Below are 23,996 nucleotides of genomic sequence, written 5' to 3'. Positions count from 1 at the left end.
CGTCTGCATCGACGTCGGCGGCGAGGGCGACACGGTAGTCGAGTCCCGCCTCGTTCACCGTGACGCCGACAGGTGCAGGTCGTGCCGGGCGGCGAGCGCGAGGGCGTCGGTGACATCGAAGGGTCTCATGCGGTTCACGCTCTCTTCGCCGCGTCGTTCCGGTCTACCGATATCCTCGGACGGTGGTGGCGGCCCACGTGCTGCTACAGGCGGGGAACAGGTCGGCCCCACACGCGTGTCCTGCCCGGGAATCGCCGCCCACTCGTGGCAATGTCCACAGAATGCATCCGTACGACCAGGGGTTCGAGCCTCCGCAAGCGTGCTCCGAGTGGTGCCGGGCACGCTCGTTCGACCTGCAGGTGCTCGACGAGGGCGTCACTGTCGACCTCAAATGGTGGAACAGCCACCTCGAACGGACCGGGCACGATATCCGCCTCCGGGGACGGAATCTCGACGGACGGATCATCGACGACGGCGACGCGATCGTCCAACGCAACGACCTCCGCCTCGACAGTGAACTGATCGAAGCCGACCACGCCGGTCTGGGGCTGTTGTTCCTGTGCGCGGCCTGGCGCAGCGCACATCCGCGACGACGCGGTGCCCGACGTTTTCCGGACGTCCGCGACGCACACGCCCCGAAGGACCGGGACCGGTTCACCAAGATCAAGGGAGTCCTCGACTACTGCGCGAAGACCAAGTCGCTACCCGACACCGCGCGGCAGACCTGGTCCGGATGGCCGGACACCCCCGGCGTCGGCGTATCGCTCCTGGCGACCTATCTGTGGGCGGTCGAGGTGCGGACCGAGGCGGGCCCGGCGCAACTTCTCGATCAGCACGCGGTGTCGACGCTCATCCACGAAGGGTGGCTCGAGGATCCGTCGGTCGCCGACTTCACGCTGCGGCGCTATCACCGGTACCTCGAACTCCTCAACATGTGGGCGTCGTTGATCGCCACGCGTCCGGAGATGGTCGAGATGTGGCTCGTCGACCGGTGGCACGCCCGAATCTGCGAAGCCCGGGACGGGTCGCACGCGACTCCGCGATTGTTCTGATCCTCTTGGGCGTCGCGGTGAGGCCGCCCGAATCGTCCCGTGGAGGCTGATGCACACTCGCAGAATGGGGTCACCGACTACGACGACCATCACCATGACGACCGGCGCGCAGCCGATTCCACAGCCGCGATGGAGACTGCCGCTGGTGGGTGATCTGCTCAGCATCGACGTGGCCAAGCCGGTTCAGCGTGAGATGCAGATGGCACAGGAACTCGGTGGGATCTTCGAACGCAAGATCCTCCAGCACCGGTTGATCGTGGTCTCGGGCGCCGATCTGGTGCGCGAGGTCAACGACGAGGACAAGTGGGCGAAGTTCCTCGGCAAGCCGCTGCGCAAGCTTCGCGTCATCGCCGGCGACGGACTGTTCACCGCGTTCAACTCCGAACCGAACTGGAGCAAAGCCCACAACATCCTCGGCCCGGGCTTCAGCCAGGCCGCGATGCGCGGCTATCACGACTCGATGCTCACCGTCGTCGACCGACTGGTCGACAGCTGGGACCGCGCAGCGGCCGACGGCGAGTATGTGGACGTGCCGAAGAGCATGACGTCGCTGACCTTCGACGTCATCGGCCGGTGCGGCTTCAGCTACGACTTCGACTCGTTCGGCCGCACCGAACCCGATCCGTTCATCGCGGCGATGAGCCGGGCGCTCGAGTACATCAACCGTTCGTCGAACGACATCCCCATCCTCCGGACACTGTTCGGCCGCAGTGCCAGGGAGCAGCATGAACACGACATTGCGCTGATGCAGGAGACGGTCGATCGCATCGTCGAGGAGCGGATGCGCTCCGGCGAGCAGCACGGCGATCTGCTGGACCTGATGATGCACACCGTCGATCCCGACCCCGGCGAGCCGCTCGACCGTGAATCGATCCGCAATCAGGTGCTGACCTTCCTGGTCGCGGGTAACGAGACCACCGCGGCCACTCTGGGGTTCGCGGTCCATTTCCTGAGCCGACATCCCGAGGTGGTGGCGAAGGCACGCGTCGAGATCACCGAGGTCGTCGGTGCCGACGGCCGGATCGGGTACGAGCAGGTCGCCAAGCTGCGGTATGTGCGGCGGGTGGTGGACGAGACGCTGCGGTTGTGGCCGGCCGCCCCGGGTTATTTCCGCAAGGTACGCGGTGAGACCACCCTCGGCGGACGGACGCTGCCGAAGGGTTCGTGGGTGTTCGTGCTGTTGCCGCAACTGCACCGCGACCCGCTGTGGGGCGACGATCCCGAGCGGTTCGACCCGGACCGGTTCGAGCCCGCGGCCGTGCGCAAACGGCCGGCGCACATCTTCAAACCGTGGGGCACCGGCATCCGGGCCTGTATCGGTCGGCAGTTCGCGCTGCACGAGGCGGTGCTCACGCTCGCATCGCTGATCCGGCGGTACGACTTCGCTCCGGAACCGGGCTACGAACTCGACGTTCACGAGGCGATCACATTGAAGCCCCGTGACCTACGGGTGCGGCTCTCCCCCGCCTGACCCGTCGCGTCGCCCCGGCAAGAGGGACGGCGGTCGGGTCGTCGACAGAGGCTGGCCGATCGGTGGCGACGAGCACGGCGATCCTTCCGATCATGCACTGAAGGACCACACGTCATCGCTCTATGCTCGGACGATGTTCCTTCTCTTCGGCTTCGGCACCAAGCGACAGAATCTCGGTCCAGGGCAGAACCGGACGTGTCCGCGCTGCCACAACACCACGCAGTGGCTCCGGATCCGGGAGTCCAAGCAGTTCACGCTGTTTTTCGTGCCGGTCGCGCGGTGGGGCCGCCGACAGTTGGAGCAGTGCGGGATCTGCGGTACCGCCGTGGAGATGTGAGCCCGGTCAGTCGGGATCGGCGAAGGCCACGAACGTCCTCGGCTGCCGTTCGGAGACGTGCCGTCATCCAGGCACCGCCCGCCTCCGGCGTGCAGACCGTGACCGAACCGTTATAGTCGGCGTCGTGACTACAGTTCTCGGTGTCTCGGTCGGTGCCAGCGCGGTGCGCTTTGCGCAACGTGACACCGGGAGCCTCGACAGCCCCGTCTTCGGATCCCACTCGATGCCCGCCCTGCTCGACCGGCCGGCCGAGCTGGCCGCGGAGTCCATCGAGACGATGCTCGCCGAAACCGACGAGATCGAGCAGGTGCGCGCCATCGGCGTCGCCTACCAGAACGAGACGCAGGCCGATTTCGTCCAGGGCGCGATGAGCCGCCTGGACATCGACAACTTCCGGCTCGTCCCGGAAGTGACCGCCGCGCTCGAAATGCTGGAAACCACAGGAGATCTCGACGACCACGAGACACTCGTGTTCTACGACCTCGGCAGCTCGGGCCTCACCGTCACCGTCGTCGATCGGGGCACCCGCATCGCATTGAGCACGGCACGCTCGGACCGGATCAGCGGCGACCTCGTCGACCACCTGATCTACGACCACCACGTCGAACTGCAGCGCTTCGCCGAGCCGGCCGACATGGCGGCGCAGCGGGCCCTCACCGCCCGGTGCCGCGACGCGAAGGAGCAGCTGTCCTCGAAGGACGCGGTGTGCATGCCCGGCGAGGGGGGTCTGCTACTGCTCTCGCAGGCCAGCTTCGATTCGCTCATCGACGGACCCGTGAAGGCCTCGGCCCGCCTCACCCTCGACGTCATCCGCCGCTCGGGACGCACTCCCGACGCCGCGGTGCTCATCGGAGGCGGAGCGAACATTCCACTGGTCACCGCCGTGATGGAGTCGTGGCTCGACATTCCGGTGATCGTGCCCTCGCAGCCCGAACTCGTGGCGGCGGAAGGCGCGGCGCTCCTCGCCCGCCCGGACACTGCGAAGGTCGTCGAGACGGCGGAGTTCGCTGCGCCGACGGAGTTCACCGAGACCGCACAGTTCGCCCCGCAGCTGGTCGCGCCGGACGCAGCGACCGCAAGCTTCGCTGCCCCCGACATCCGGCAGGAGACCGAGACGCCCGCGCAGCCGCGGAACCGTCGACGCCTCCTGCTCGCCGGTGGTGCCGTCGTCGTCGCAGCGGCGATCGGCCTCGGTGTCGACCTGCTGCAGAATTCCGGTCGCGATCCGCAGCCCACCTCCACGCACCAGGAGACGCAGGAGCCACCGGCAGCGGAACCGCGGCCCATGACCACCACGGACGCATCGCCCGCGCCGGAAACCGTCCCGGCAGTGTCGGACGAGCAGTCGACGGCCATCGATCGCAGCGAGACCCGCACCGCCTACCGGCCGCAGACGACGGCGGAGACCTCCGCGCAGGTCCCCATCACCACCGGCGCGCAGGACGATGCGGCAGCCGACACCTCGGTGCCGTCACTCGAACCGGAGCCGGCCCCAATGGTCCCCGGGCTCCCCCAGTTCGAGCTGCCGACGCTGCCGCCGCCTCCGCAGATCCAGCTCCCGCAGCTGCCCAGCATTCCCGGGTTCTGATCAATCAGCCGGAGACCGCCGCGGTGCGGCGCGCCGTCTCCGGTTCCGGATGAGGCAGCAGTCGCTGCCACCACCGGGCCACCTGCGGACTAGGAATCAGTCGCGCGATATGGAACCGGTTCGTCTCGGGTCCGGTGCGAACCGGCGACGCGGGCGGCAGGATCCGCTTCCGCGGAGGCGGACGGCCGGGGGCCGACCGTGGCCGCGGAGACCTTCGAGGCGCTGGGGGCACTCGCCGACGCGGCCGATGCCCACGCCCTGGCCCCGATCGCGTACCGCGACCACGCCGACACCCAACGGTCCGTCGAAGCCGCCGCCGCGGCCGCGGCACTGGCTGCGCGATGCGATCACGCCTCGTCGCCTGCGCTGGACGAAGCGGCCCGCCCACTCCCCCTGACCAGCCGGGAACGGGAGTTCGCCGCCATGGTCACCGCCGGGCTGTCCAACCGGCAGATCGCCGACCGGCTCGTGGCGCCGGTCGGCACCGTCGAGGGGCACATCTACCGGGCGTGCACCGAACTCGACGTCTCCGACCGCACGGAGCTCGCCGAGTTGATGCGCGACACGGGCCGGCGCTAGCGCGACCTCCGGTTCATCCCATCGACTTCGATCCGTCGAGGGACTCGCGGATGATGTCGGCGTGTCCGGCGTGCTGCGTCGTCTCGGCGACGATGTGCAGCAGCGCGCGACGCACCGACCAGGCGTCCTCGATGTTCCAGGGGGCCTTGGGGAGTTCGTGGACGACGTCCAGCGACGGCAGCGTGCGCACCAACTCGTCGGTTCGGGCCGCCACCTCGTCGTAAGCGCGCAGCGCACCTTCGAGGGTCTCACCGGGCTGCAGCTGGAAGTCCTTGTCGCGTTCGGCGAAATCCTCTTCGGTCCACTCGGTGAAATCCTTCTCCATGTAGTCGGCTCCGACCACGAGGAAATCCGCCCAACCCCGCTCGACCTCGGTGACGTGCTTGATGAGACCACCGATCGTCAATTTGCTCAACGTCGTTCGCTGAGACGCCTGTTCGGTGGTGAGATCGCGGGCCGTGAACCGCAGGAAGTGCCGAGCGTGGGCGAGGCTCGACAGCAGATCCCGGCGTTCCTGGTCGAGGGTCGGGGTGGCGTTCCGGGTGGTGGTGCTCTCGGTCATCGGGTGCTCCTCGTCGTCGTGATCCGGCAAGATCTACGTTACGAGCCATTGGTGCCAGTTCCTGTCACTTATAGGTCGGCAGGTGCGGAAGAATGAGGTCATGTCCGACACGAGCTCCCGCATCCTGCGGCTTCTGTCGCTGTTGCAGACCCACCGCTACTGGCTCCGCGCCGAACTCGCCGACCGGATGGGCGTCTCGTTGCGCACCCTGCGCCGCGACATCGAACGGCTCCGCGATCTCGGATATCCGGTGCGGTCCGATCGCGGGGTCGGCGGTGGGTATCAGCTCGCGCCGGGCGCGTCGTTGCCACCACTGGCTCTCGACGACGACGAAGCGGTCGCGCTCGCGGTCGGCCTACTCACCGCGGCCCAGACCTCGATCACCGGGATCGCCGAGATCTCCGTGCGCGCGCTGGCCAAGGTCATCCAGGTGATGCCGCCGCGACTGCGACGCCAGGTGGAGGCGATCGATGCGGCGACGGTCTCCGCCGATATCCCCTGGGCGACCCGCGCGACCGATTCGCAGCAACTCGTCACCGTCGCGCGCGCCTGCCGCGACGACGAACGCATCGTCTTCCAGTACACCGCCGCCGACGGCACCGCGACGGGCCGGCGCGTCGAACCCCGGCAGCTCGTCTCCCTCGGGCGACGCTGGTATCTCGTCGGCTACGACCTCGACCGCGGTGACTGGCGCAGCTTCCGGCTCGACCGCATGGCCGAGACCACGGCCACCGGGATGCGTTTCCGACAACGCGAGCTGCCCGGCGGCGACGCCGCGGCCTTCGTCGAACGCGGCATCCGCAGCCGCTCCCAGGTGAAGGTCAGCGCCGAACTGGAGGCGTCGGAGCACGAGGTGCGCCGCCGGATCGGTCAGTGGGCCGAGGTGATCGCGATCGACTCCGAACGGTGCCGGATCGAGGTGGACGCCGACAGCATGGACTGGGCGGTATTCGCCGTGGGTATGTCCGGTGGGCGGCTGCTCGGCGCGTCGCCACCGGAGTTCGTCGAGTACCTGGAGAACTGGTCGAATCGGCTGGTCACCGCCGACGAACACTCGAAGTGACCATCCATCTGGCGCTATGACACATCCCACAATCGGCCGGGCATCGGAATGCCGTCGGGGGTGGGGGTGGTTGCGCCACCCATGGATCTGTTCACACCCGCAGCCCTCGGAGACCTCGAACTCGCGAACCGCATCGTCATGGCCCCGCTGACCCGCCTGCGTGGTGGTTCGGCCGGTGTACCCGGAGACCTGATCGTCGAGCACTACCGTCAGCGGGCGAGTGCCGGCCTGATCATCACCGAGGGAACCTATGTGAACTTCGAATCGCAGGCCTTCGTCGGTCAGCCCGGCATCGTCACCGACGAGCAGGTCGCCGGCTGGCGTCGCGTCGCGGATGCCGTGCACGAGCGCGACGGACGCGTCGTGCTGCAGTTGATGCACGGCGGCCGCGTCACGCATCCCGACGTCAACGGTGGCCGGCGTGTCGTCGGGCCGAGCGCGATCGCCATCGACGGCCAGGTGCACACCGAGCAGGGCAAGCAGCCCTACCCTACGCCGCACGCGCTGACCATCGACGAGATCCCGTCCGTCGTCGATGATTTCGTCGCCTCGGCTCGCCGGGCGATCGATGCCGGATTCGACGGCGTCGAGGTCCACAGCGCCAACGGCTACCTGTTGCACGAATTCCTCTCCCCTGCATCGAATGTGCGGGACGACGAGTACGGCGGTTCGGTGGAGAACCGGATCCGCCTCGTCGTCGAAGTCGTGAAGGCCGTGTCGGCGGCAGTCGGCGCCGGACGTGTCGGGTTGCGGATCTCTCCCGAGCACAACATCCAGGACGCAGTCGAGACCGATCGCGACGATGTGCGTGCTGTCTACGGCTCTCTGGTCGACGCCCTGCAGCCCCTGGGCCTGGCGTATCTGTCGGTCCTGCACAAGGAGCCGACCGGAGATCTGGCGCAGGAGCTCCGGAAGCGTTTCGGCGGCAAGGTGATCGCCAACAGCGGTTTCGGCTCGCCGACCACGCGTGACGAGGCCGTGCAGCTGATCGACGATTCGCACGCCGACGCCGTGGCCGTCGGCCGCGCGCTGATCGCCAATCCCGACCTGGCCGAGCGCTGGCGGGACGGGCATCCGGAGAACGCACCGCGTCCGGAGCTGTTCTATGCATCCGGAGCCGAGGGGTACACCGACTACCCGTTCCTGCAGACCGTCTGAGCGTAAGCCCTACGAGGCGCTCGGATCCTTGCGCGCCGAACCGTTTCTCGCCGCTGCTGTAGCGCGGGCGAGGCCCGGTTCGGCGCGCGAGGTCGTTTCGGTCTCCCGATACAGGTCGGGCATCATCCGTTCGAGCACCGGTCGCCACCGCGCCACGTCATCCGGGAAACACGTGCTCAGCAGCTCGACGATCGCCGATGGAGCGATCGAGGCGCCGGGCGACGCCCCGAGCAACCCGGCGATGCTGCCGTCCGCGCTCGCCACGACCTCGGTGCCGAAGGTCAGGACGCCGACCCTGCGACGATCGGGTTTGACGAGCTGGGCTCGTTGCCCCGCGTCGATCAACTCCCAGTCGGACTGCTGTGCCTCGGGACAGAATCGCTGCAGCTGCCGGAATTTCCGCGCGCGGGACGCGAGCAGTTGGCCGACGAGATAGCGCACCAGCGACAGATTCTGCAGGCCCACCGCCACCAACGGGGCGATGTTGTGTGGGCGCAGGGTGGTGAACAGATCGGTGAGCCGGCCGTGTTTGAGCAACCTGGTGCTGAACGTGGCGTACGGGCCGAACATCAGCGACTCGCGTCCGTCGACGATCCGCTTGTCGAGATGCGGCACGGACATCGGTGGTGCGCCCACGTCGGCCTGGCTGTAGACCTTCGCCGCATGTTGGGACACCACGTCGGGATTACCGGTGCGGAGGAACTGCGCGCCGATGGGAAAGACGGCAAAACCTCGCACCTCCGGGATGCGGGCCTTCTGCAAGAGTTTCAGGGCGTCCCCGCCGGCGCCGACGAACACGAACCGGGATCGGACCGAAAACCGTCCCGTCGTCGTGCGTCCCGAGACCGTCCACCTCCCGTCGGTGGTGCGGCGCAGTCGTGTGACCTCGTGCCCGGTACGAAGCTCGACGCCACGACGACGCGCGTCCGACAGCAGTCGGTGGGTCAGGGCACCGAAGTCGACGTCGGTGCCTGCCTCGTAGTGCGTGGCCGCGATCGGTTCGGATCCGGAGCGACCGCCCATCACCAGCGGTGCCCACCGGACGATCGTGTCGGGGTCCTCGCTGTACTCCATGGCGGAGAACAGCAGCGAGCGTTGCAAGGTGGCGTGCCGCCGACGTAGATAGTCCACATCGCGTTCGCCGAAGACGACGTTCATGTGCGGTGTCGCGTTCACGAACGTCGTCTCGTCCGGCTCGTCGAGGGACTCCCAGAACTGCCGTGAGATCCGGAACTGTCGGCCGATCTCCTCGGCCCGGGTCGAATCCTCAGGATCGGGCATGTAGTTCAGTTCGCAGAGGCCCGCGTGGCCGGTGCCGGCGTTGTTCCACGGGGCGCTGCTCTCGGCCGCGACCTCGTCGAGTCGTTCCAGGACGAGGATCGACCGAGCGGGTTCGAGCCGTGTCAGCAGTGCACCCAGTGTTGCCGACATGATGCCGCCGCCGATCAGGACGGCGTCGCACTCGTGGTCGTCGTGCTGTGGTCCGTCGGCAGAGTGCTTCCGATTCACCATCATTCACCTGCTTTCGCCGTTGTCGATCTTCAGCGTGCCTCTTCCCGATTCATCCGTCCAATGAGATTTCGCAGGTATTACCATGCAGATGTGGATTGGTATATGACGTCCGAGACCGCAATGGTCGCCCCACTGCTCGTCGCCTTCGACGCCGCGGCGCGCGAAGGTCACATCACGCGCGCGGCGGATCTGCTCGACGTTCCCCAGTCTTCCGTCAGTCGCCGCATCCGGGCACTCGAGAAGGCAGTGGGTGTGACGTTGTTCCAGCAGTCCGGGCGAGGGGTCGTGCTGACGACTGCCGGGAGGGAGTTGCACGAACGCACCCGGCATCTGGTCCGCGAACTCGACGGTGCGATCACCACGGTGCGTGAGCACGCCGATCCCGACCACGGCCTCGTCCGCTTCGGGTTCCCGCTCACCCTCGGGCCGGTGAGCATCCCGTCGTTGCTGGCCGAGTTCCACCGACTGGCCCCCGGCGTCCGGTTGCATCTGGTCCAGGCACACGGTGAAGAGCTCGCGGAGATGGTTCGCGACGGCCGGCTCGATCTCGCCGTCATCATCCCTCCACCGGAGGATCTGCCGGTCACCGTGCTCGCGCAACAGCGACTGTTGCTCCACCTCCCGAGCAGCCATAGACTCGCCGGCCGTGCCCGCCTCGACCTGCGCGATCTCGCGGACGATCACTTCATCGCCAGCCCACCCGACTATCACATCCGCAGAGAACTCGAATCAGCTTGCGACGAAGCAGGATTCGAACCGTACATCGCGTTCGAGATCAGCGAGTTCGAAACGATCCGGGCACTGGTCGCCCAGGGCCTCGGTGTCGCACTGCTGCCTCGCTCGGAAACGCCTGTGCCCGGAATCGTCACCGTGCCGGTCGCCGGAATCGCGAATCGCACCATCGGATTGACGACCGGGACGAGGACGCCGTCCCCGGCGGTCGCGCGACTGCACGCTCACATCGCCGGGCACGCCGATAGATTCGACGGTCGCCGGCTCGATTCGTAGGTATCGTCCATCGAACGCAAGACATGGCGCACAGCTTCGCGAGCCGTGCGCCATCTCCTGCGTCGCCGGTCCCGACAAGGCGCAAGTCCGGGTTCGAATGGTCGCCGGCGGGGTATGCCACACAGATGCGATCGCCCGCAACGAGTGTTATCCGACGCCGCTGTCGGCAGTTCTCGGATACGAGGACATCGTGCGGACTCCGGCATCCAGACCGGCAGGGGGAGCCTATTTGTTCGAACAGATCAACACCACATTCGACGATTCGGTAAACGCATCGACCTTCGAGCCCGTCGTCGCTTTTCCCTGACCTACCTACCGTCGAGGAGTTCTCCATGACAACAACAGATCTCGGTTCCAGTGCCACGTTCGCCGGGCAGCCGGTCGCCTCCCAGTTCATCGATGGGCAGTGGCGCGAGGGACGCTCCGACCGCGTCCTGACCGACACCAACCCGTTCGACGACAGCGTGGTCGCGACGATCCGCCTCGCTTCCGCCCAGGACGTCGACGCCGCCTACACCGCTGCCCGGGCAGCACAGACCGAGTGGGCCGCGACCGCTCCCGCCGAGCGCGCCACGGTCCTGCGTCGCGCCGCACAGATCCTCGAGCAGCGCCGAGCCGAGATCATCGACTGGCTGGTCGCCGAGTCCGGCTCGACGCGGATCAAGGCCGATACCGAGGTCTCCCTGGCCATCGGCATCACGCAGGAGGCGGCGTCGTTCCCGTCCCGGGTCCACGGATCGATCTTCGATTCGAACACCCCGAACCGTGAGATGCGGGTGTACCGAAAGCCCATCGGAGTGGTCGGGGTGATCAGCCCGTGGAATTTCCCGCTGCACCTGTCGCAGCGATCGGTGGCACCGGCGTTGGCGTTGGGCAATGCCGCGGTGATCAAGCCGGCCTCGGACACTCCGGTGACCGGCGGCCTGTTGATCGCGCGGATCTTCGAGGAAGCAGGCCTCCCGGCGGGAGTGTTGTCGGTGGTGATCGGCTCCGGTTCTGAGATCGGCGGTGCTTTCGTCGAGCATCCCGTCCCGCGGTTGATCTCCTTCACCGGCTCGACACCGGTCGGCAAGCAGGTCGGTGCGGTCGCCACCGGCGGTAAGCACCTCAAGAAGGTGGCACTCGAGTTGGGCGGCAACGCACCCCTGGTGGTCCTCGACGACGCCGATCTCGACGCGGCCGTCGAGGCAGCGGTGACCGGGTCGTTCCTGCATTCCGGACAGATCTGCATGGCCGTGAATCGCATCATCGTGCAGGCGCCGGTGTACGACGATTTCCTCGATCGGTTCACCCGAGCCGCGCAGGCCGTGTCCTACGGCGATCCGTCCGCAGACGGCACTTTGGTCGGGCCCGTCATCAACGATTCGCAGTTGAAGGGCCTCGAGGAGAAGATCGAGCAGGCCCGGGACGCCGGAGCACGCGTTGCGCTCGGTGGGGAGATCGACGGCCGGGTCGTGCCTCCGCACGTGTTCGTCGACGTCACGTCCGATATGGAGATCGCCCGCGAGGAGATCTTCGGCCCGATGGTCGCGGTCCTACGCGCCGATGGCGAAGCACACGCCCTCGAACTGGCCAACGACCACGAATTCGGTCTGTCCAGCGCGGTCTTCACGCAGAACATCGACCGGGGACTGCAGTTCGCGCATCGGGTCGAGGCGGGCATGACGTTCATCAACGAGATGACCGTTCAGGACGAGGCACACGTGGCATTCGGTGGCGAACGCAACTCCGGTCTCGGACGATTCAACGGCGAGTGGGCGATCGAGGAGTTCACCACAGATCACACCATCGGCGTGACTCGGCTGGTGTAGGCACGCCGCAGCGCCCTCCGACTCCGATACAGCATTCTGCCGTCTGCACCCTGCCCAGCCTCGGGGTGCAGACGGCAAGCTGTCACAGAAGCCTCCTCGGTTGACGGTGAGAACGCCCGGGCCGGCGTGACGTTGCGTTCGCTGCCTCCTCTTTGTAGGCTCCGTTCATGGCAGGATTGTTGACAATCCTACAAACCCGGAGGCGGCCGATGGAGTTCCCGAACCGACGCGCCCATATTCTCTGCGGTCCCCGATCCTGACGCGGCGCACGCGATGAACGACGACCAGCTCGACATAGGACAGCGCCCCAGCGTCTCCTGCACGGACGAGGACGTCCGGATTCGCGTCCTCGCCGACAGACTCCGGACACTGGGCGTCCCGGTCGACACCTCCACGCGTCGACGGGCCGAGTACTCTTACGACGCCTCCAACTACCGGGTGCCACCTTCGGCCGTGGTCTTTCCTCGGTCGGTGGACGACGTCGTGGCGGTGGTGACCGTCTGCGGCGACACCGGGATTCCGTTGGTCAGCCGAGGGGGCGGGACCTCGATGGCGGGCAATGCCGTCGGCCCCGGTGTGATCGTCGACTTCTCCCGGCACATGAACCGCATCCTCGAGATCGACGAGACGGCCGGTGTCGCCGACGTCGAACCGGGCGTCGTGCTCGCGACCCTCACGCGGGTGGCCGAGGACGCGTCCTCGGGCCGGACGACCTTCGCCCCCGATCCCTCCTCGAAGAACCGGGCCACGGTCGGTGGCGCGCTGGGCAACGACGCCTGCGGCAACCACTCGGTGCGCTACGGCCGCATGTCCGATCACGTCCACGAGATCGACCTCGTCACCGCCGACGGGTTCCGGCTCACCGCGGCGCAGCAAGGTCTGCGTGCCACCGATCCCGACGACGCGGCCGCTGCGGCGCGCGCGCAGCAGCTCGACGCCGAGCTCACCGCGCTGGCAGGCGAGCACCTGTTCGAGTTCCGCACCGAACTCGGGAGGATCCAACGGCAGGGCTCGGGTTACCACCTCGATCATCTGTTGCCGGAGAAGCGGTTCGACGTCGCCCGTGCGCTCGTCGGATCCGAGGGAACCTGCGCGGTGATCGTCGGTGCCCGCGTCGAGCTGGTTCCCCGCCCGTCCAGCGCGTTGCTGGTCTGCCTCGGCTACGACGATGTCGTCGACGCGGCCCGCGACATCGGAACCATCCTGGAGTTCTCGCCTGCGGCAGTCGAGGGTGTCGACGCGGCGATCGTCGAGACCATGCGGCTGCGTCGGGGCGAGAACTCCGTCCTCGGACTCCCGGTGGGAAACGCCTGGCTCTACGTCGACCTGGACGGTGACGACCCGGACTCCGTGGCCGCGGCCGCCGACGCACTGCTCGACAAACTTCGCCGGAACGGCCGCCTCGTCGACGGCCGCGTCGCGGCCGACACCACCGAGCGTGCTTCCCTGTGGCGGGTGCGCGAGGACGGCGCCGGACTGTCCTCCCGCCTGGCATCCGGCGGCGAATCCTGGCCGGGCTGGGAGGATTCCGCTGTCGCGCCGGAGAACCTCGCCGATTACCTCCAGGACTTCCGCGCACTGCTCGACCGGCACGGTCTGCAGGGCGTGATGTACGGGCACTTCGGCGCCGGCTGCATGCACATCCGCATCACCTACGACCTGCGCACCGAGGAAGGCCGACAGGTCTTCCGCGAGTTCACGCACGAGGCCGCGCGGCTGGTGGTCCGTCACGGCGGATCGCTCTCCGGAGAACACGGCGACGGCCGTGCCCGCTCGGAACTGCTGCCGGTGATGTACTCCGCGCGGATGATGAGCGCATTCCGCGCCTTCCGCACGATCTGGGACCCGCAAGGCATCCTGAACCCGGGATCGCTGACCGACCCGGCGCGGATCGATGACGATCTGGCGTTGGCGGACGTTCCCGAACGCACCTGGCGTACCCACTACGACCTGCACCCGATCGAGGCGGTCCGTCCCGACGGCGCGCGGCCGCAACACACCCCCGCCCCGTGGGTGCACGCCGTCCAGGGCTGCATCGGCGTCGGACGATGCCGGGCCGACTCCGGTGGCGTGATGTGCCCGAGCTACCGCGCGACCCGCGACGAGAAGGACTCCACTCGGGGCCGGGCCCGGGTCCTGCAGGAGATGGTGCGCGGCGCCCGCACAATCGAGCAAGGGTGGAAATCCGAGGAAGTGCGTGAGGCACTCGATCTGTGCCTGTCGTGCAAGGCCTGCTCGACCGACTGCCCGGCCGGCGTCGACATGGCCACCTACAAATCCGAGTTCTTCTCGCACTACTACGACAGCACACGACGACCGGTGTCGCACTATTCGCTGGGGTGGCTGCCACGCTGGCTCCGCCTCACGGGGTTGGCAGCACCGCTGGTCAACACGGTCCTGCGCACTTCTCTCGCCAAGCGCGCCGCCGCACTCGGCGGTATTTCCCCCGACCGGGTATTTCCGCCCTTCGCCTCCCGGCGGGCCTGGAAGAAGGCCGTGCGCGGCGCACTACGTGGCCGGTCCGGTTCGACGCCGGTGGTGCTGTTCGTCGACACCTTCACTCGCGGGTTGCGGCCGGAGGTCGCCGGTGCCGCCGCCCGCGTGCTCGCCTCGGCGGATCAGCAGGTGATGAGCTGCTCCGCAGACGCGTGCTGCGGACTGACGTGGATCTCCACCGGCCAGCTCGACACCGCGAAGAAGAAGCTCTCCCACGCCGCCCGCACACTGGACGACGGCACCGACCGGCCGATCGTCGTCGTCGAGCCGAGTTGCGCCGCCGCCCTGCGCAAGGACCTGCCCGAGCTGGTGCCCACCGAGGCTGCGCGTCGCGTCGCCGCACGGGTCCACAGCTTCGCGTCCTATCTGGACACCATGGTGCGCAACGGCTGGACCCCCGCCCCTGCACAACCGCTACCGAACGAGATAGTGCTGCAGACCCATTGCCACGAGTACTCCGTGTTCGGCGCCGGAAGCCATCGCCGGATCCTGACCGCAGCGGGAGTCGACGACGTCCGCGACGCAGTCGGATGCTGCGGCGTGGCAGGAAACTTCGGATTCGAGAAACAACACCACGACATCAGCATGAAAGTCGCCGAGACCTCCCTCGCCCCGGCACTGCGCGCGGCCGACGACGACTCCGCGGTGATCACCGACGGCTTCTCATGCGCGATGCAGGTTGCGCAGATCGACGTGTCCGCCCCGGGGCAACATCTCGCAGAACTTCTCGACCCCGGGCCACGAATGTCGATGAACAACGCCATCTCCGAGGAGGAAAGCGCATGACCGATGCAACGATCGTCGGGACACGGGTAGGCGTCTCCGACGCAGTGTCCCGCGTCAGCACAGAATTGTTCATCGACGGTGAGTGGGTCGAGTCGACCACCGGCGAACGATTCGAGGTCGTCGCCCCGGCGACCGAGGAGGTCATCGCGACCGTCGCGAACGGCAACGCCGACGACGCCCGGCGTGCCGTCGAGACCTGTGCTCGCGTGCAGAAGCACTGGGCGAAGACCGCTCCGCGCGAACGCAGCGTGATCCTTCGCCGGGCCTACGAGCTCATCCTGGAACGGCAGGACGAGTTCGCGACCATCATGACCACCGAGATGGGCAAACCCTTCGCCGAGGCGAAGGGCGAGGTCGCCTACGCCGCGGAGTTCTTCCGGTGGTTCTCCGAGGAAGCCGTCCGCATCGGCGGCGATGTGACCAGCACCGGCGACGGCGCGACCCGCATCCTGGTGTCCAAGGAGCCGGTGGGACCGTGCGTCCTCGTCACGCCGTGGAACTTCCCGCTCGCCATGGGTACCCGCAAGATCGGACCCGCCATCGCAGCCGGATGCACCATCGTCTTCAAACCCTCGGAGCTGACGCCGTTGACCTCGCTGGCCCTGGTCGACGTGCTCGTCGAGGCCGGTGTGCCCAAGGGTGTGCTGAACGTCGTGCCCACCACCGCACCCGGGGAGGTCGTCTCGACCTGGATGTCCAGCGGTATCGCACGCAAGATCAGTTTCACCGGTTCGACCGCGGTGGGCATCCGGCTGCTCGAACAGGCATCCCAGCACGTGATGCGCAGCTCGATGGAGCTGGGCGGAAATGCCCCGCTCATCGTGTTCGAGGACGCCGATCTCGACCGGGCCGTCGACGGCGCGCTCGCCGCGAAGATGCGCAACATGGGTGAGGCCTGCACCGCCGCGAACCGCATCTTCGTGCACCGCGCGGTCGCCGATCGGTTCACCGAGAAGCTCGCTGCCCGTATGGATGCCCTCGCCGTCGGGGAGGGCCTGGTCGAGGGCACCCAAGTCGGTCCGCTGGTCGAGGAGAAGGCTCTGACGAAGGTGGAACGTCTCGTCGCCGATGCCGTCGAACGTGGAGCGCGCGTGGTGTGTGGCGGCAGCCGGCCCGAGGGACCCGGCTACTTCTACCCACCCACCGTCCTCGCCGACGTGTCGAAGGACGCCGCGTTGATGAGCGAGGAGATCTTCGGGCCGGTCGCGCCCATCGTCGTCTTCGATACCGAGGACGAGGTCGTCGAGATCGCCAACAACACGCCCTGGGGACTGGCCGGATACATCTTCACCCAGGATGTCGACCGCAGTTTCCGTGTCAGCGAAGCGCTCGAGGTCGGCATGGTCGGGCTGAACACCGGCATCGTGTCCAACCCCGCGGCACCGTTCGGCGGCATCAAGGCATCGGGTCTCGGACGTGAGGGAAGCACCATCGGTATCGACGAGTTCCTCGAGGTCAAGTACGTCGCTGTTCCTCGTCGGTGACGCATGGTCTCACTGCGCCGCCGATCCTTGCGCGCCGAACCGTGTTTCGACGCAACTGTAACGCGCGCGAAGCCCTGTTCAGCGCAAGGTCGGTACGGCCTACCCGCGTAGCTCAGGAATCACCTGTTCACGCAACGGTTCCTGCTCGGCCGGCCGCAGTGCCGCACCACTTCGCGAGCGCGGCGTCGAGACCGTCCGTCGAGCCCCCCACCCATGCCACGTGCCCGTACGGGCGCACGAGCACAGCCGACGGCGCGTCCCCCTCACCGAGCAACGACAATCCCCAAGCGGCGTCGTAACGCGCCCACACGAGGTCGACGCATTCAGGACGATGCCCGGAATCGATTGGTGGACCGTCGAATTGCAACAGAAGTGGGCGAGCCCGAACACTCGCACCGGCTTCTCCTCTGCAATGACGTCGAGATTCGGCATGCGTCGTCCCAGCAGCGGGTGTCCCTCACCGAGGTCGTAGGCGACGTCGAGGCCGGAGATCAACGCCGCGATCGGTGAGCCGGCATCGTCGACGCGGAGCACCTCGTCGATCAGATCGCGCAGGGCCTCCTAGCGCGAATCGGCCTTCTGGATGCCCAGGCCGACACCCAGTCCGCCGGGGGGGAGTTCCTCGGTGACCCGCACTTCGGCGATCAGGCTGCTACGTGTCGCAGCCGACCCCTCGAATCCGATCCCGGCCTCGCAGCGCACGACACTGCGCCCACCACGTACCGAGCCTGGTGCACCCGAAGGTCGCGGTGTTCTCCGTTCGCCCCTCGGCAAGGAAGCGCCCGGCGATCCCTCGATGATCGACGAGCGTCCCGGGTCAGCCCTCGATGATGCGCTTGATCGCGTCCAGGGTCGCCGGAATTCCGCTGCGGGCGGCCTGCTCCCGCGCGGCGATCCGGGCAGGTGCCTCCGCCCCCAACTTCTCGTGGAAGAATTCCTGCCCGGCTTCGGTGAACTCCCAGGTCTCCGTGAGTTCCGTGCCGGCGTCCGCGGGCTTGATGACGTAGCTCCAGCGCACGAGGCCCGGGCCGACCGACCATGCGAATTCGCGGCCCGGGGAGGCGACGACGACCTTCGACCGGGCCTCCCAGGTGCGTTCTGGGGTGACGTTCCGGCCGGTGAAGAAGGAACCGACCTCGGGGCCCTGCCCTTCGTCCCACCAGCACTCCGCGCAGACGGGCGACCATTCACCCGTGCGGGTGACGTCGGAGACGAGGGCGTACACCTCGTCGGGGGTGGCGGAAACGACAACGGAGGACTCGAAGGTCAGGGGTGTGGTCTGCATGGCCACCATCCTGCCCTGTCCCGATCAGTGCGGCGCGACGCACCTGCCTGCCCGCCTGCCCTTGCCGACGACTACGCAGTGACGGCTCTGGTCCCCACACGCGCGGGCACGGGTCCGGCCGCGACCAAGGTGAACGGCGTCTTCACCGGAGAATCGTCGTGAAGGGATTCCACCTCGAGTTTTCGCACCACACTGGCGAGGCCCAGGATTGCTTCGAGCATGGCGAAATGATCTCCGATGCAGGTGCGTGGGCCACCACCGAACGGCAGATACTGCCACCGCGACCTCTCTACCGATTGCCCGGGGGCGAACCGATCCGGGTCGAATTTCTCGGGCTCGTCCCAGAGCGACGGATCATGGTGGAGCGCGTAGGTGCCGACGATCGTGTTCGTCCCGGCAGGGATACGGTAACCGTCGACCTCCACGTCGCGCATTGCCATTCGCGCGGCCGTCGCTGCGGGCGGACACATCCTCAGTGACTCATGGACTATCTGGACGGTGTAGGGCAGATCCCCGATATCGCTCGCGCGCAACAGGCGGTCTCCGATGGCTGCAGCCTCCCGCGCCACCCGCTCCTGCATCTCGCGATTGCGGCCGAGCTGCCACAAGCTGTAGGCGAGAGTGGTCGCGGTGGTGTCGTGACCCGCGAAGAGAAACGCGAGCAACTCGTCACGGATCTTCTCGTCGCTGAACGCTCTGCCAGTGACCGGATCGGTGAGCTCGAAGAACAGCTTGATCAATTCGGCGCCATTGCCAGCACCGCTCCGCGCGGCGTCCATCGCCTCGTCGAGCGTTTCGGTGACAACAGCCAACGAAACACGGAAACGATGACGGGCACGTGTCGGCAGCCATGTCGGGGTTCGTATCGGTTGCAGGGCACGTCGTCCCACGAATTGCACCACCTGTCCGAGTGGAACTCCGACAGCTTCGGATCTCTCGCTGAGATCCGTTCCGAAGAGTGACCGGCCAAGGACACGCAGGGTGAGTCGCCGGGTTTCGGTGTCGAGATCGATCGACCCGCCCTCGCTCCACTCTGCCGCCATCGTGTCGGCGACCTCGGCGATCCGGTCGGCGTAGACCGCTACGTGCTTCTTGGTGAACAAAGGCTGCAACGCACGACGGTGCGGCACCCACGAATCGTGAGGAAGATTGAAGAGATTGTCGCCGACCCACACCCGTCCCTCGACGTGGACGGTCATTTCCTTGTCGAAGGAACCGTCGGAACCGCCGAGAACATCGTGGGCGCCCTGCGGTGAGGTGACGATAGCGAAGGTCGGCGCCCACCGGGCAGGACCGATATGTACGAGGGTGACCGGCCCGCCTGCGTCACGGAATTTCTCGGGACCGGTATCGAGATGTCGGAGTGCCCGGATGCGGTCGATCAAATGCATCGGCACGTCGGGCGCAATCGGAAAATCCTGGGCCTGTGCGCTTGTCCTGGCCATTCTCCGAGTGTGGTCCGCCTCGGACGGTCACACCAGACCCACTACCGAGTCATTGCGCAACCGCAACCTTGCTGAACTCGAAGGGCAGGCTCGCATGTAACAACAGTTTGACCCGCGGGAAGACCGGATCTCGAATTGCACTCTCGAGACGTAAAGCGGTGTCCGCGTGAGGATGTCCACTTGTACTCGCGCAATGTTGATCATCGGGATTATTCTGTTCGGGCTGCTCGTCGGCGCGGTGGCACAGCTCGTCGTGGGCAGGTCCGGGACCGGGATCGACTGGACTCTCGCGTTGGTCGCGGGCGTCGGGGGTTCGTTCATCGGCGGTCTGCTCATCAGCCTTCTCGCAGGTGACGGACTCGAATTACGCCCCAGCGGGATCATCGGCCCCCTCGCCGGCGCGATCATCGTGACCGCTGCCTGGTCGGCCTGGAAGTCCCGGTCGCGTCAGGCCTAGCGCTATCGGTATCCCGCGACGAGAGACGATGCCCGAGTGACCTCACGCCCCGCAACCGAGCAGCGACTGCTCGACATCGTTCCCGGAAATCCGGTGTGCCGGGTCGTCCTGGACCGGGCGGGTGAACTCGGCATCGGAGACTGGTATCTCACCGCGGGCGGAGTCTTCCAGTCGGTCTGGAACTTTCTCGACGGCCGCGACCGGCAGGCCGGCATCCGGGACTACGGGTCTACGCTCCGCACGGTTTCGACGACCTGTTCGGGATGGCGCTCCGCCCGAATCCGGTGCTGGCACCTCGCAACGTGTACGAAGCGAAAGCCCGACGATGGCAGGTGGAATGGCCTCGATTGGTCGTCGAACCGTGGCCCGAGCGCTGACATCCTCATTCGCCGAGATCCTCGTCGAATCTGCGTCGCGCTTCCTCGATGCGGGGAAGATTCGTCGACGCCCACATCAACAGAGCGTCGATCGGTTCGCGCACCGTCTTCCCCAGTGCCGTGATGCGGTATTCGACCGCGACGGGACGGGTGTTCACCACCCGGCGTTCGACGATTCCGTTGCGTTCGAGTCTGCGCAACGTGGTCGTCAGGGATTTCTGCGTGACCTCGGGAACGGCGCGCCGCAGCTCGTTGAAGCGGCGCGGAGCCTCGCACAATTCGGTGAGCACGCTCAAGGACCACTTGTCGAGGATGTGCCCCAACAGTTCCCGGTGGGCGGCGACGGCGAGCAGATCGTGGTCAGCGGTATCCGACATGAAACCTGGTTTCGTTGAAGTGACTTCCGGATACCAAGTATAACTCGGATACCATTTGGTTCCGACCCCAGGAGAACTCCGTGTCCGTCACCCTGTTCAGCCCCGAAGGCACGCTGCCGAACGCTCCTTACCACCACGTCGCAGTCTCCACCGGCACGCGACAGGTCCATCTCGCCGGACAGGTCGCATACATGCCGGACGGCTCACCGATTCCTACCGAGCTGGCCGGTCAGGTGGCCCAAGCGCTGCGCAACGTCGCACGAGGCTTGGACGGAGCCGACGCGACCTTCCGCGATGTCGTGCGCCTGACGTTCTACGTCACAGACTGGCATCCCGAGAGGATCGGACAGTTCATGGCCGGTGTGCAGGCCGTCGCGCAGGAGATCGATCTGCCCGATCCGATGCCGCCGGCATCGCTGATCGGTGTCGCGGCGCTCTACGAACCTGTCGTGCTCGTGGAGATCGAAGCCACCGCGGTTCTCGAGGGATGAGCGTCGTAGATCAGGCCGCGCAGATCCCGAAGACGGGGAATCCGTCGTCACCCGCAGTGGACCGGAACGCGACCCGCACCCGGGCCTCGGCGCAGTCGGGGAACGATCCTTCGATCTTCGAGTAGAGCCATGGCCCGTCGTCGAGTTCGACGATCGCGAGGGTGACCGCGCTGTCGTCCTGCGCGCCGTCGTCGAGCGGTTCGACGACCTTCCAGGACACGATCGAGCCGGTGCCGGAGCAGCGGGCGGACTCGAGGTTCGCGCCGCCGCAGGAGGAGCAGCACGCTGTCTCCGGAGCGTGAAGCGTCGTGCAGCTTCCGCAGCGCAGGATCGTCATGCAGTTCTGCGTCGCGTGGGGCGCCATCGCAGTCCTTCCGTCAACGGAAAATGTCCGAGCCACGAAGCGGTCCGTCGTAGGGGGGGCGGGACCCCGACGGGCCGATGACGTGGCTCCGATCATCGGCCCCCTATTCGAAGGTAGGTCGGCTCGGGACCTTTTCCATCGGTACGCGAGCACACAGATCGTGGGGGTTCGCTGGTCGCAGCGCACAATGCCGGGTCGGTCGACAGGGGCTTTCGGGTCGTTCGGGCCACCGGATGTCACTTGGACAAGCGCCGGTAGCAACCTCCCTACCTGCAGATCTTCCCTACTTCGACGTGTTCCAGCTCGCACCGGCACCCAGTGCCACGCGCGGACACTGTGCGCGCAGCCCGAACCACTACCGAAACAGTGTGCAGCCGCACCGATGAACCGAGGGACGTTCGTCCTTCACGTGGAAGACAGCGGCACCCGATTCGCCGGGTCGACTCGCCCGCAAGCTCGGTCACTCCAACGCCGCACACTGCGCGCTGTTGCCCGGCAACGCACTCGAAGCGCTGGCCGGCCTTGCAGGACGTCGCCAGGAGTCGGGGCGGATCTGCCCCGCCGACGCGGATACGTCGGGCATGCCGCCCACTCTCATCCAGGTCGGCTCGCACTAATTGTTCTTGTGGACGCGGAGTCGATGGCCGACCGTCTCGCCGACGTCGGTATGGCGTGCGATCTGCAGGTCTGGGACCGGCAGGGGCACATATTCCAGGCCGCCGCGGATCTGCTACCCGAAGGAGCCCGCGCGATCGGCGAGATCGGACGGTTCGTTCGCAGCACCGTGCCCGGCTCCCGCTGACGCGCAGTCAGCCGGACGCGGGCGGAATCTCCGAATCGGGGGCGAGCACGGCGGCGCCGAGCCAGTGGCACAGCGCCAGCGCGTTCTCGAGGTCGAGCCGACACTCGCGGACACTGTGCCCGATCTGCTCCTCCGCCTTGCTGATCCGGTAGGCGACCGAATTCCGGTGCAGATGTAGTCTTTCCGCTGTGGCGACGAAACTCCCTCCGCTGGAAAGGAATTCCCGCAGCGTGTGCCGCAGTTGCGCGGCAGCGGGATCGTCGGCGGCGAGGCGACCGAGCACATCCCCCACCCAGCCGCGGGCCCACTCGAGATTCGTGCACATCAACGCGACCGCGCCGACCTCGTCGATCGAGACGAGACGCGGACCCGGCAGCGCCGATGTCAGAGCCACCTCCCGCGCCTGCGCCGCCTGCCGATGGGTGCGGACGAAACCGTCGATCCCCTCCTGCGGCGCGCCGACGGCGACACCGACAGGTCGCTGCCATGCCGCGACGATCCCGGACAGTCCCCTCGGGTCGATGCGATCGACCGTGCCGAGCGGGATCCATGCCCAGGCGGTGTACTCGTCGAACTGCTCGAACAGCACCCGACCTCCCCGCCCGAGATGTTCGGCCAGAGTCGTCACTGCCTGCTCGAGACCGTTCCATTCGGTGCCGGACCGGTCCCCACCGACCACCTCGATATCGTCCGTCCAGACGATCACCCCGAGGTGGCGCTGGCCGAGCCGGTAGCCGAGGGTGCGCTCGGCGTCCCCCACCTCGATCGGTCGTCCGGCCAGGATGTCCTGGATGCGGGCGGTCCGCGAGGCGTTGCGGTTGAGCAGCCAGGTATCGCGCTCGGTCTCGTAGACCCCGAGCAGCTTCTGCGACACCCCGTCGATCCCCGCGGAGAGTTTCATCAGGATCTCCACGCCCGCCTGCATCACTGCCGCGGCGTCGTCGCTGAGTCCGGCCAGCACCTCGAGGCACCAGCGCATGATGCTGTCCTGCGCGAGCCGGTTGCTGCGGTCGACCACCGAGACGGGGAATCCCTGTCGGGCCAGCATGCGCACCAGCGAGTAGGACGCCGCCGGGATCTCGATCTCCTCGAGGTCGTCCCGCAGGAACCGGGTCATGGCTGCGACGCCTTCCTCCGCGGCCTGGGCGAGGGAGCGGCGGGGGTGGCGGTCGGTGGACACCGCCTCGATCTCGGCCGAGATCCGCTCGGTCATGTACTGCGTGATCTCGGCGTGCCGCGTCGTCGACAGGTCGGCGACCGCCTCGATCAAGGCACGCGTGGCAGGTCCGGGATCGCCCACGCTGTGGGTGTCCTGTCCGATCTCGTGAGGATTCATCGTGTCCGATTCCGGAGGCTACGGCGTCTGTCCGAGTGCACTGCCTTGCCGAGCGCACCGCCTCGACCGTAACGGCTCGGGACGGGCCGCCACCGCGGATCGGGGCGTCCCTCGGGCAACGATCATGCCGACACTCACGCCGGGTGTTGTCCGGA

General features: G+C 67.2%; 25 protein-coding genes and 1 pseudogene. 17 read left to right on the top strand and 9 right to left on the bottom strand.

From position 1 onward, the window contains the following. The first annotated feature begins 281 nt into the window (after positions 1-281). From IM25_RS17150 to IM25_RS17130, 5 genes are all read left to right on the top strand, one after another. Complete coding sequence (locus IM25_RS17150; RefSeq protein ID WP_019289378.1) at positions 282-1,052, top strand: 8-oxoguanine DNA glycosylase OGG fold protein; 771 nt, start codon at positions 282-284, stop codon at positions 1,050-1,052. A gap of 64 nt (positions 1,053-1,116) precedes the next feature. Further along, positions 1,117-2,523 (top strand): cytochrome P450, encoded by a 1,407-nt coding sequence (locus IM25_RS17145; RefSeq protein ID WP_232333345.1) that lies wholly within the window; start codon positions 1,117-1,119, stop codon positions 2,521-2,523. Positions 2,524-2,656: 133 nt separating this feature from the next. Then, the gene (locus IM25_RS17140) at positions 2,657-2,860 is read left to right on the top strand and encodes a zinc-ribbon domain-containing protein (protein WP_024100896.1); all 204 of its coding nucleotides are present in this window, start codon (positions 2,657-2,659) and stop codon (positions 2,858-2,860) included. Positions 2,861-2,984: 124 nt separating this feature from the next. Beyond that, on the top strand, positions 2,985-4,448 hold the full coding sequence (locus IM25_RS17135) for an Hsp70 family protein (RefSeq protein ID WP_033096680.1): 1,464 nt from the start codon (positions 2,985-2,987) through the stop codon (positions 4,446-4,448). A gap of 198 nt (positions 4,449-4,646) precedes the next feature. Next, complete coding sequence (locus IM25_RS17130) at positions 4,647-5,027, top strand: helix-turn-helix domain-containing protein (protein WP_174556284.1); 381 nt, start codon at positions 4,647-4,649, stop codon at positions 5,025-5,027. A gap of 13 nt (positions 5,028-5,040) precedes the next feature. Here the strand turns inward: IM25_RS17130 and IM25_RS17125 are convergent, their stop codons facing one another. Continuing rightward, positions 5,041-5,589 carry a DinB family protein gene (locus tag IM25_RS17125; protein ID WP_183079130.1) on the bottom strand — a complete coding sequence of 183 codons (549 nt, stop codon included), beginning with the start codon at positions 5,587-5,589 and terminating at the stop codon, positions 5,041-5,043. A gap of 100 nt (positions 5,590-5,689) precedes the next feature. Here IM25_RS17125 and IM25_RS17120 point away from each other — a divergent pair, with 100 nt between their 5' ends. Beyond that, positions 5,690-6,652, top strand: a complete 963-nt coding sequence (locus IM25_RS17120) for a helix-turn-helix transcriptional regulator (RefSeq protein WP_065996546.1) — start codon at positions 5,690-5,692, stop codon at positions 6,650-6,652. 81 nt (positions 6,653-6,733) lie between these two features. Further along, positions 6,734-7,810, top strand: coding sequence for an alkene reductase (locus IM25_RS17115; protein WP_033096678.1), 1,077 nt, complete (start codon positions 6,734-6,736; stop codon positions 7,808-7,810). Positions 7,811-7,819: 9 nt separating this feature from the next. Here the strand turns inward: IM25_RS17115 and mqo are convergent, their stop codons facing one another. Beyond that, positions 7,820-9,325 (bottom strand): malate dehydrogenase (quinone), encoded by a 1,506-nt coding sequence (mqo, locus tag IM25_RS17110; protein WP_065996185.1) that lies wholly within the window; start codon positions 9,323-9,325, stop codon positions 7,820-7,822. Positions 9,326-9,424: 99 nt separating this feature from the next. On the opposite strand from mqo, the gene IM25_RS17105 reads away from it, so the two are divergent. The 4 genes from IM25_RS17105 to IM25_RS17085 all read left to right on the top strand — a co-directional run bounded on the left by IM25_RS17105 (position 9,425) and on the right by IM25_RS17085 (position 16,907). After that, complete coding sequence (locus IM25_RS17105; RefSeq protein WP_033096676.1) at positions 9,425-10,330, top strand: LysR substrate-binding domain-containing protein; 906 nt, start codon at positions 9,425-9,427, stop codon at positions 10,328-10,330. A gap of 332 nt (positions 10,331-10,662) precedes the next feature. Next, positions 10,663-12,141: an aldehyde dehydrogenase family protein gene (locus IM25_RS17095; RefSeq protein ID WP_033096674.1), complete on the top strand. Its 1,479-nt coding sequence runs from the start codon at positions 10,663-10,665 to the stop codon at positions 12,139-12,141. Positions 12,142-12,414: 273 nt separating this feature from the next. Beyond that, entirely contained in the window at positions 12,415-15,423 is a 3,009-nt protein-coding gene (locus IM25_RS17090; RefSeq protein WP_232333344.1) for an FAD-binding and (Fe-S)-binding domain-containing protein, read from the top strand. After that, positions 15,420-16,907, top strand: coding sequence for an NAD-dependent succinate-semialdehyde dehydrogenase (locus IM25_RS17085; protein ID WP_052039977.1), 1,488 nt, complete (start codon positions 15,420-15,422; stop codon positions 16,905-16,907). Before IM25_RS17090 ends, IM25_RS17085 begins: the two co-directional genes overlap by 4 nt. A 127-nt stretch (positions 16,908-17,034) precedes the next feature. Here IM25_RS17085 and IM25_RS26480 read toward each other — a convergent pair whose 3' ends face one another. From IM25_RS26480 to IM25_RS17070, 4 genes are all read right to left on the bottom strand, one after another. Next, the gene (locus tag IM25_RS26480; RefSeq protein WP_331712091.1) at positions 17,035-17,274 is read right to left on the bottom strand and encodes an aromatic-ring hydroxylase C-terminal domain-containing protein; all 240 of its coding nucleotides are present in this window, start codon (positions 17,272-17,274) and stop codon (positions 17,035-17,037) included. Between the two features lie 194 nt (positions 17,275-17,468). Next, positions 17,469-17,609 (bottom strand): hypothetical protein, encoded by a 141-nt coding sequence (locus IM25_RS26475; protein ID WP_198162503.1) that lies wholly within the window; start codon positions 17,607-17,609, stop codon positions 17,469-17,471. 115 nt (positions 17,610-17,724) lie between these two features. Next, complete coding sequence (locus tag IM25_RS17075; RefSeq protein WP_052039976.1) at positions 17,725-18,201, bottom strand: SRPBCC family protein; 477 nt, start codon at positions 18,199-18,201, stop codon at positions 17,725-17,727. 62 nt (positions 18,202-18,263) lie between these two features. Then, positions 18,264-19,637, bottom strand: a complete 1,374-nt coding sequence (locus IM25_RS17070) for a cytochrome P450 (RefSeq protein WP_033096672.1) — start codon at positions 19,635-19,637, stop codon at positions 18,264-18,266. 193 nt (positions 19,638-19,830) lie between these two features. Between IM25_RS17070 and IM25_RS17065 the strand changes: the two genes are divergently transcribed. The 3 genes and pseudogenes from IM25_RS17065 (at position 19,831) to IM25_RS27645 (ending at position 20,471) form a co-directional block, all read left to right on the top strand. Then, positions 19,831-20,094, top strand: a complete 264-nt coding sequence (locus IM25_RS17065; RefSeq protein ID WP_033096671.1) for a GlsB/YeaQ/YmgE family stress response membrane protein — start codon at positions 19,831-19,833, stop codon at positions 20,092-20,094. Between the two features lie 36 nt (positions 20,095-20,130). After that, positions 20,131-20,268 (top strand): annotated as a pseudogene (locus tag IM25_RS27495) (hypothetical protein); the annotation flags it as partial. Beyond that, the gene (locus IM25_RS27645) at positions 20,235-20,471 is read left to right on the top strand and encodes a nucleotidyltransferase family protein (RefSeq protein ID WP_306672643.1); all 237 of its coding nucleotides are present in this window, start codon (positions 20,235-20,237) and stop codon (positions 20,469-20,471) included. The pseudogene IM25_RS27495 and the gene IM25_RS27645, both read left to right, overlap by 34 nt. A gap of 5 nt (positions 20,472-20,476) precedes the next feature. Here the strand turns inward: IM25_RS27645 and IM25_RS17060 are convergent, their stop codons facing one another. Next, on the bottom strand, positions 20,477-20,848 hold the full coding sequence (locus tag IM25_RS17060; RefSeq protein ID WP_033096670.1) for a winged helix-turn-helix transcriptional regulator: 372 nt from the start codon (positions 20,846-20,848) through the stop codon (positions 20,477-20,479). A gap of 80 nt (positions 20,849-20,928) precedes the next feature. Between IM25_RS17060 and IM25_RS17055 the strand changes: the two genes are divergently transcribed. Then, a complete protein-coding gene (locus tag IM25_RS17055; RefSeq protein WP_033096669.1) occupies positions 20,929-21,339 on the top strand; it encodes a RidA family protein in 411 nt (136 codons plus the stop codon). A gap of 10 nt (positions 21,340-21,349) precedes the next feature. Here the strand turns inward: IM25_RS17055 and IM25_RS17050 are convergent, their stop codons facing one another. Then, positions 21,350-21,703, bottom strand: a complete 354-nt coding sequence (locus tag IM25_RS17050) for a Zn-ribbon domain-containing OB-fold protein (protein ID WP_006551994.1) — start codon at positions 21,701-21,703, stop codon at positions 21,350-21,352. A gap of 488 nt (positions 21,704-22,191) precedes the next feature. On the opposite strand from IM25_RS17050, the gene IM25_RS27385 reads away from it, so the two are divergent. Together IM25_RS27385 and IM25_RS26470 are read left to right on the top strand one after the other, a co-directional pair. Beyond that, positions 22,192-22,320 (top strand): hypothetical protein, encoded by a 129-nt coding sequence (locus IM25_RS27385; RefSeq protein WP_257785273.1) that lies wholly within the window; start codon positions 22,192-22,194, stop codon positions 22,318-22,320. A gap of 23 nt (positions 22,321-22,343) precedes the next feature. Next, a complete protein-coding gene (locus IM25_RS26470) occupies positions 22,344-22,505 on the top strand; it encodes a hypothetical protein (RefSeq protein WP_198162502.1) in 162 nt (53 codons plus the stop codon). 7 nt (positions 22,506-22,512) lie between these two features. Here IM25_RS26470 and IM25_RS17040 read toward each other — a convergent pair whose 3' ends face one another. Continuing rightward, complete coding sequence (locus tag IM25_RS17040) at positions 22,513-23,841, bottom strand: PucR family transcriptional regulator (protein WP_065996184.1); 1,329 nt, start codon at positions 23,839-23,841, stop codon at positions 22,513-22,515. Between the last annotated feature and the right edge of the window lie 155 nt (positions 23,842-23,996).

Source organism: Rhodococcus sp. p52 (assembly GCF_000763325.2).
In the GTDB taxonomy this organism is placed as follows: Bacteria; Actinomycetota; Actinomycetes; order Mycobacteriales; family Mycobacteriaceae; genus Rhodococcus; species Rhodococcus pyridinivorans.
This window is presented reverse-complemented; position numbering and strand designations above follow the sequence as displayed.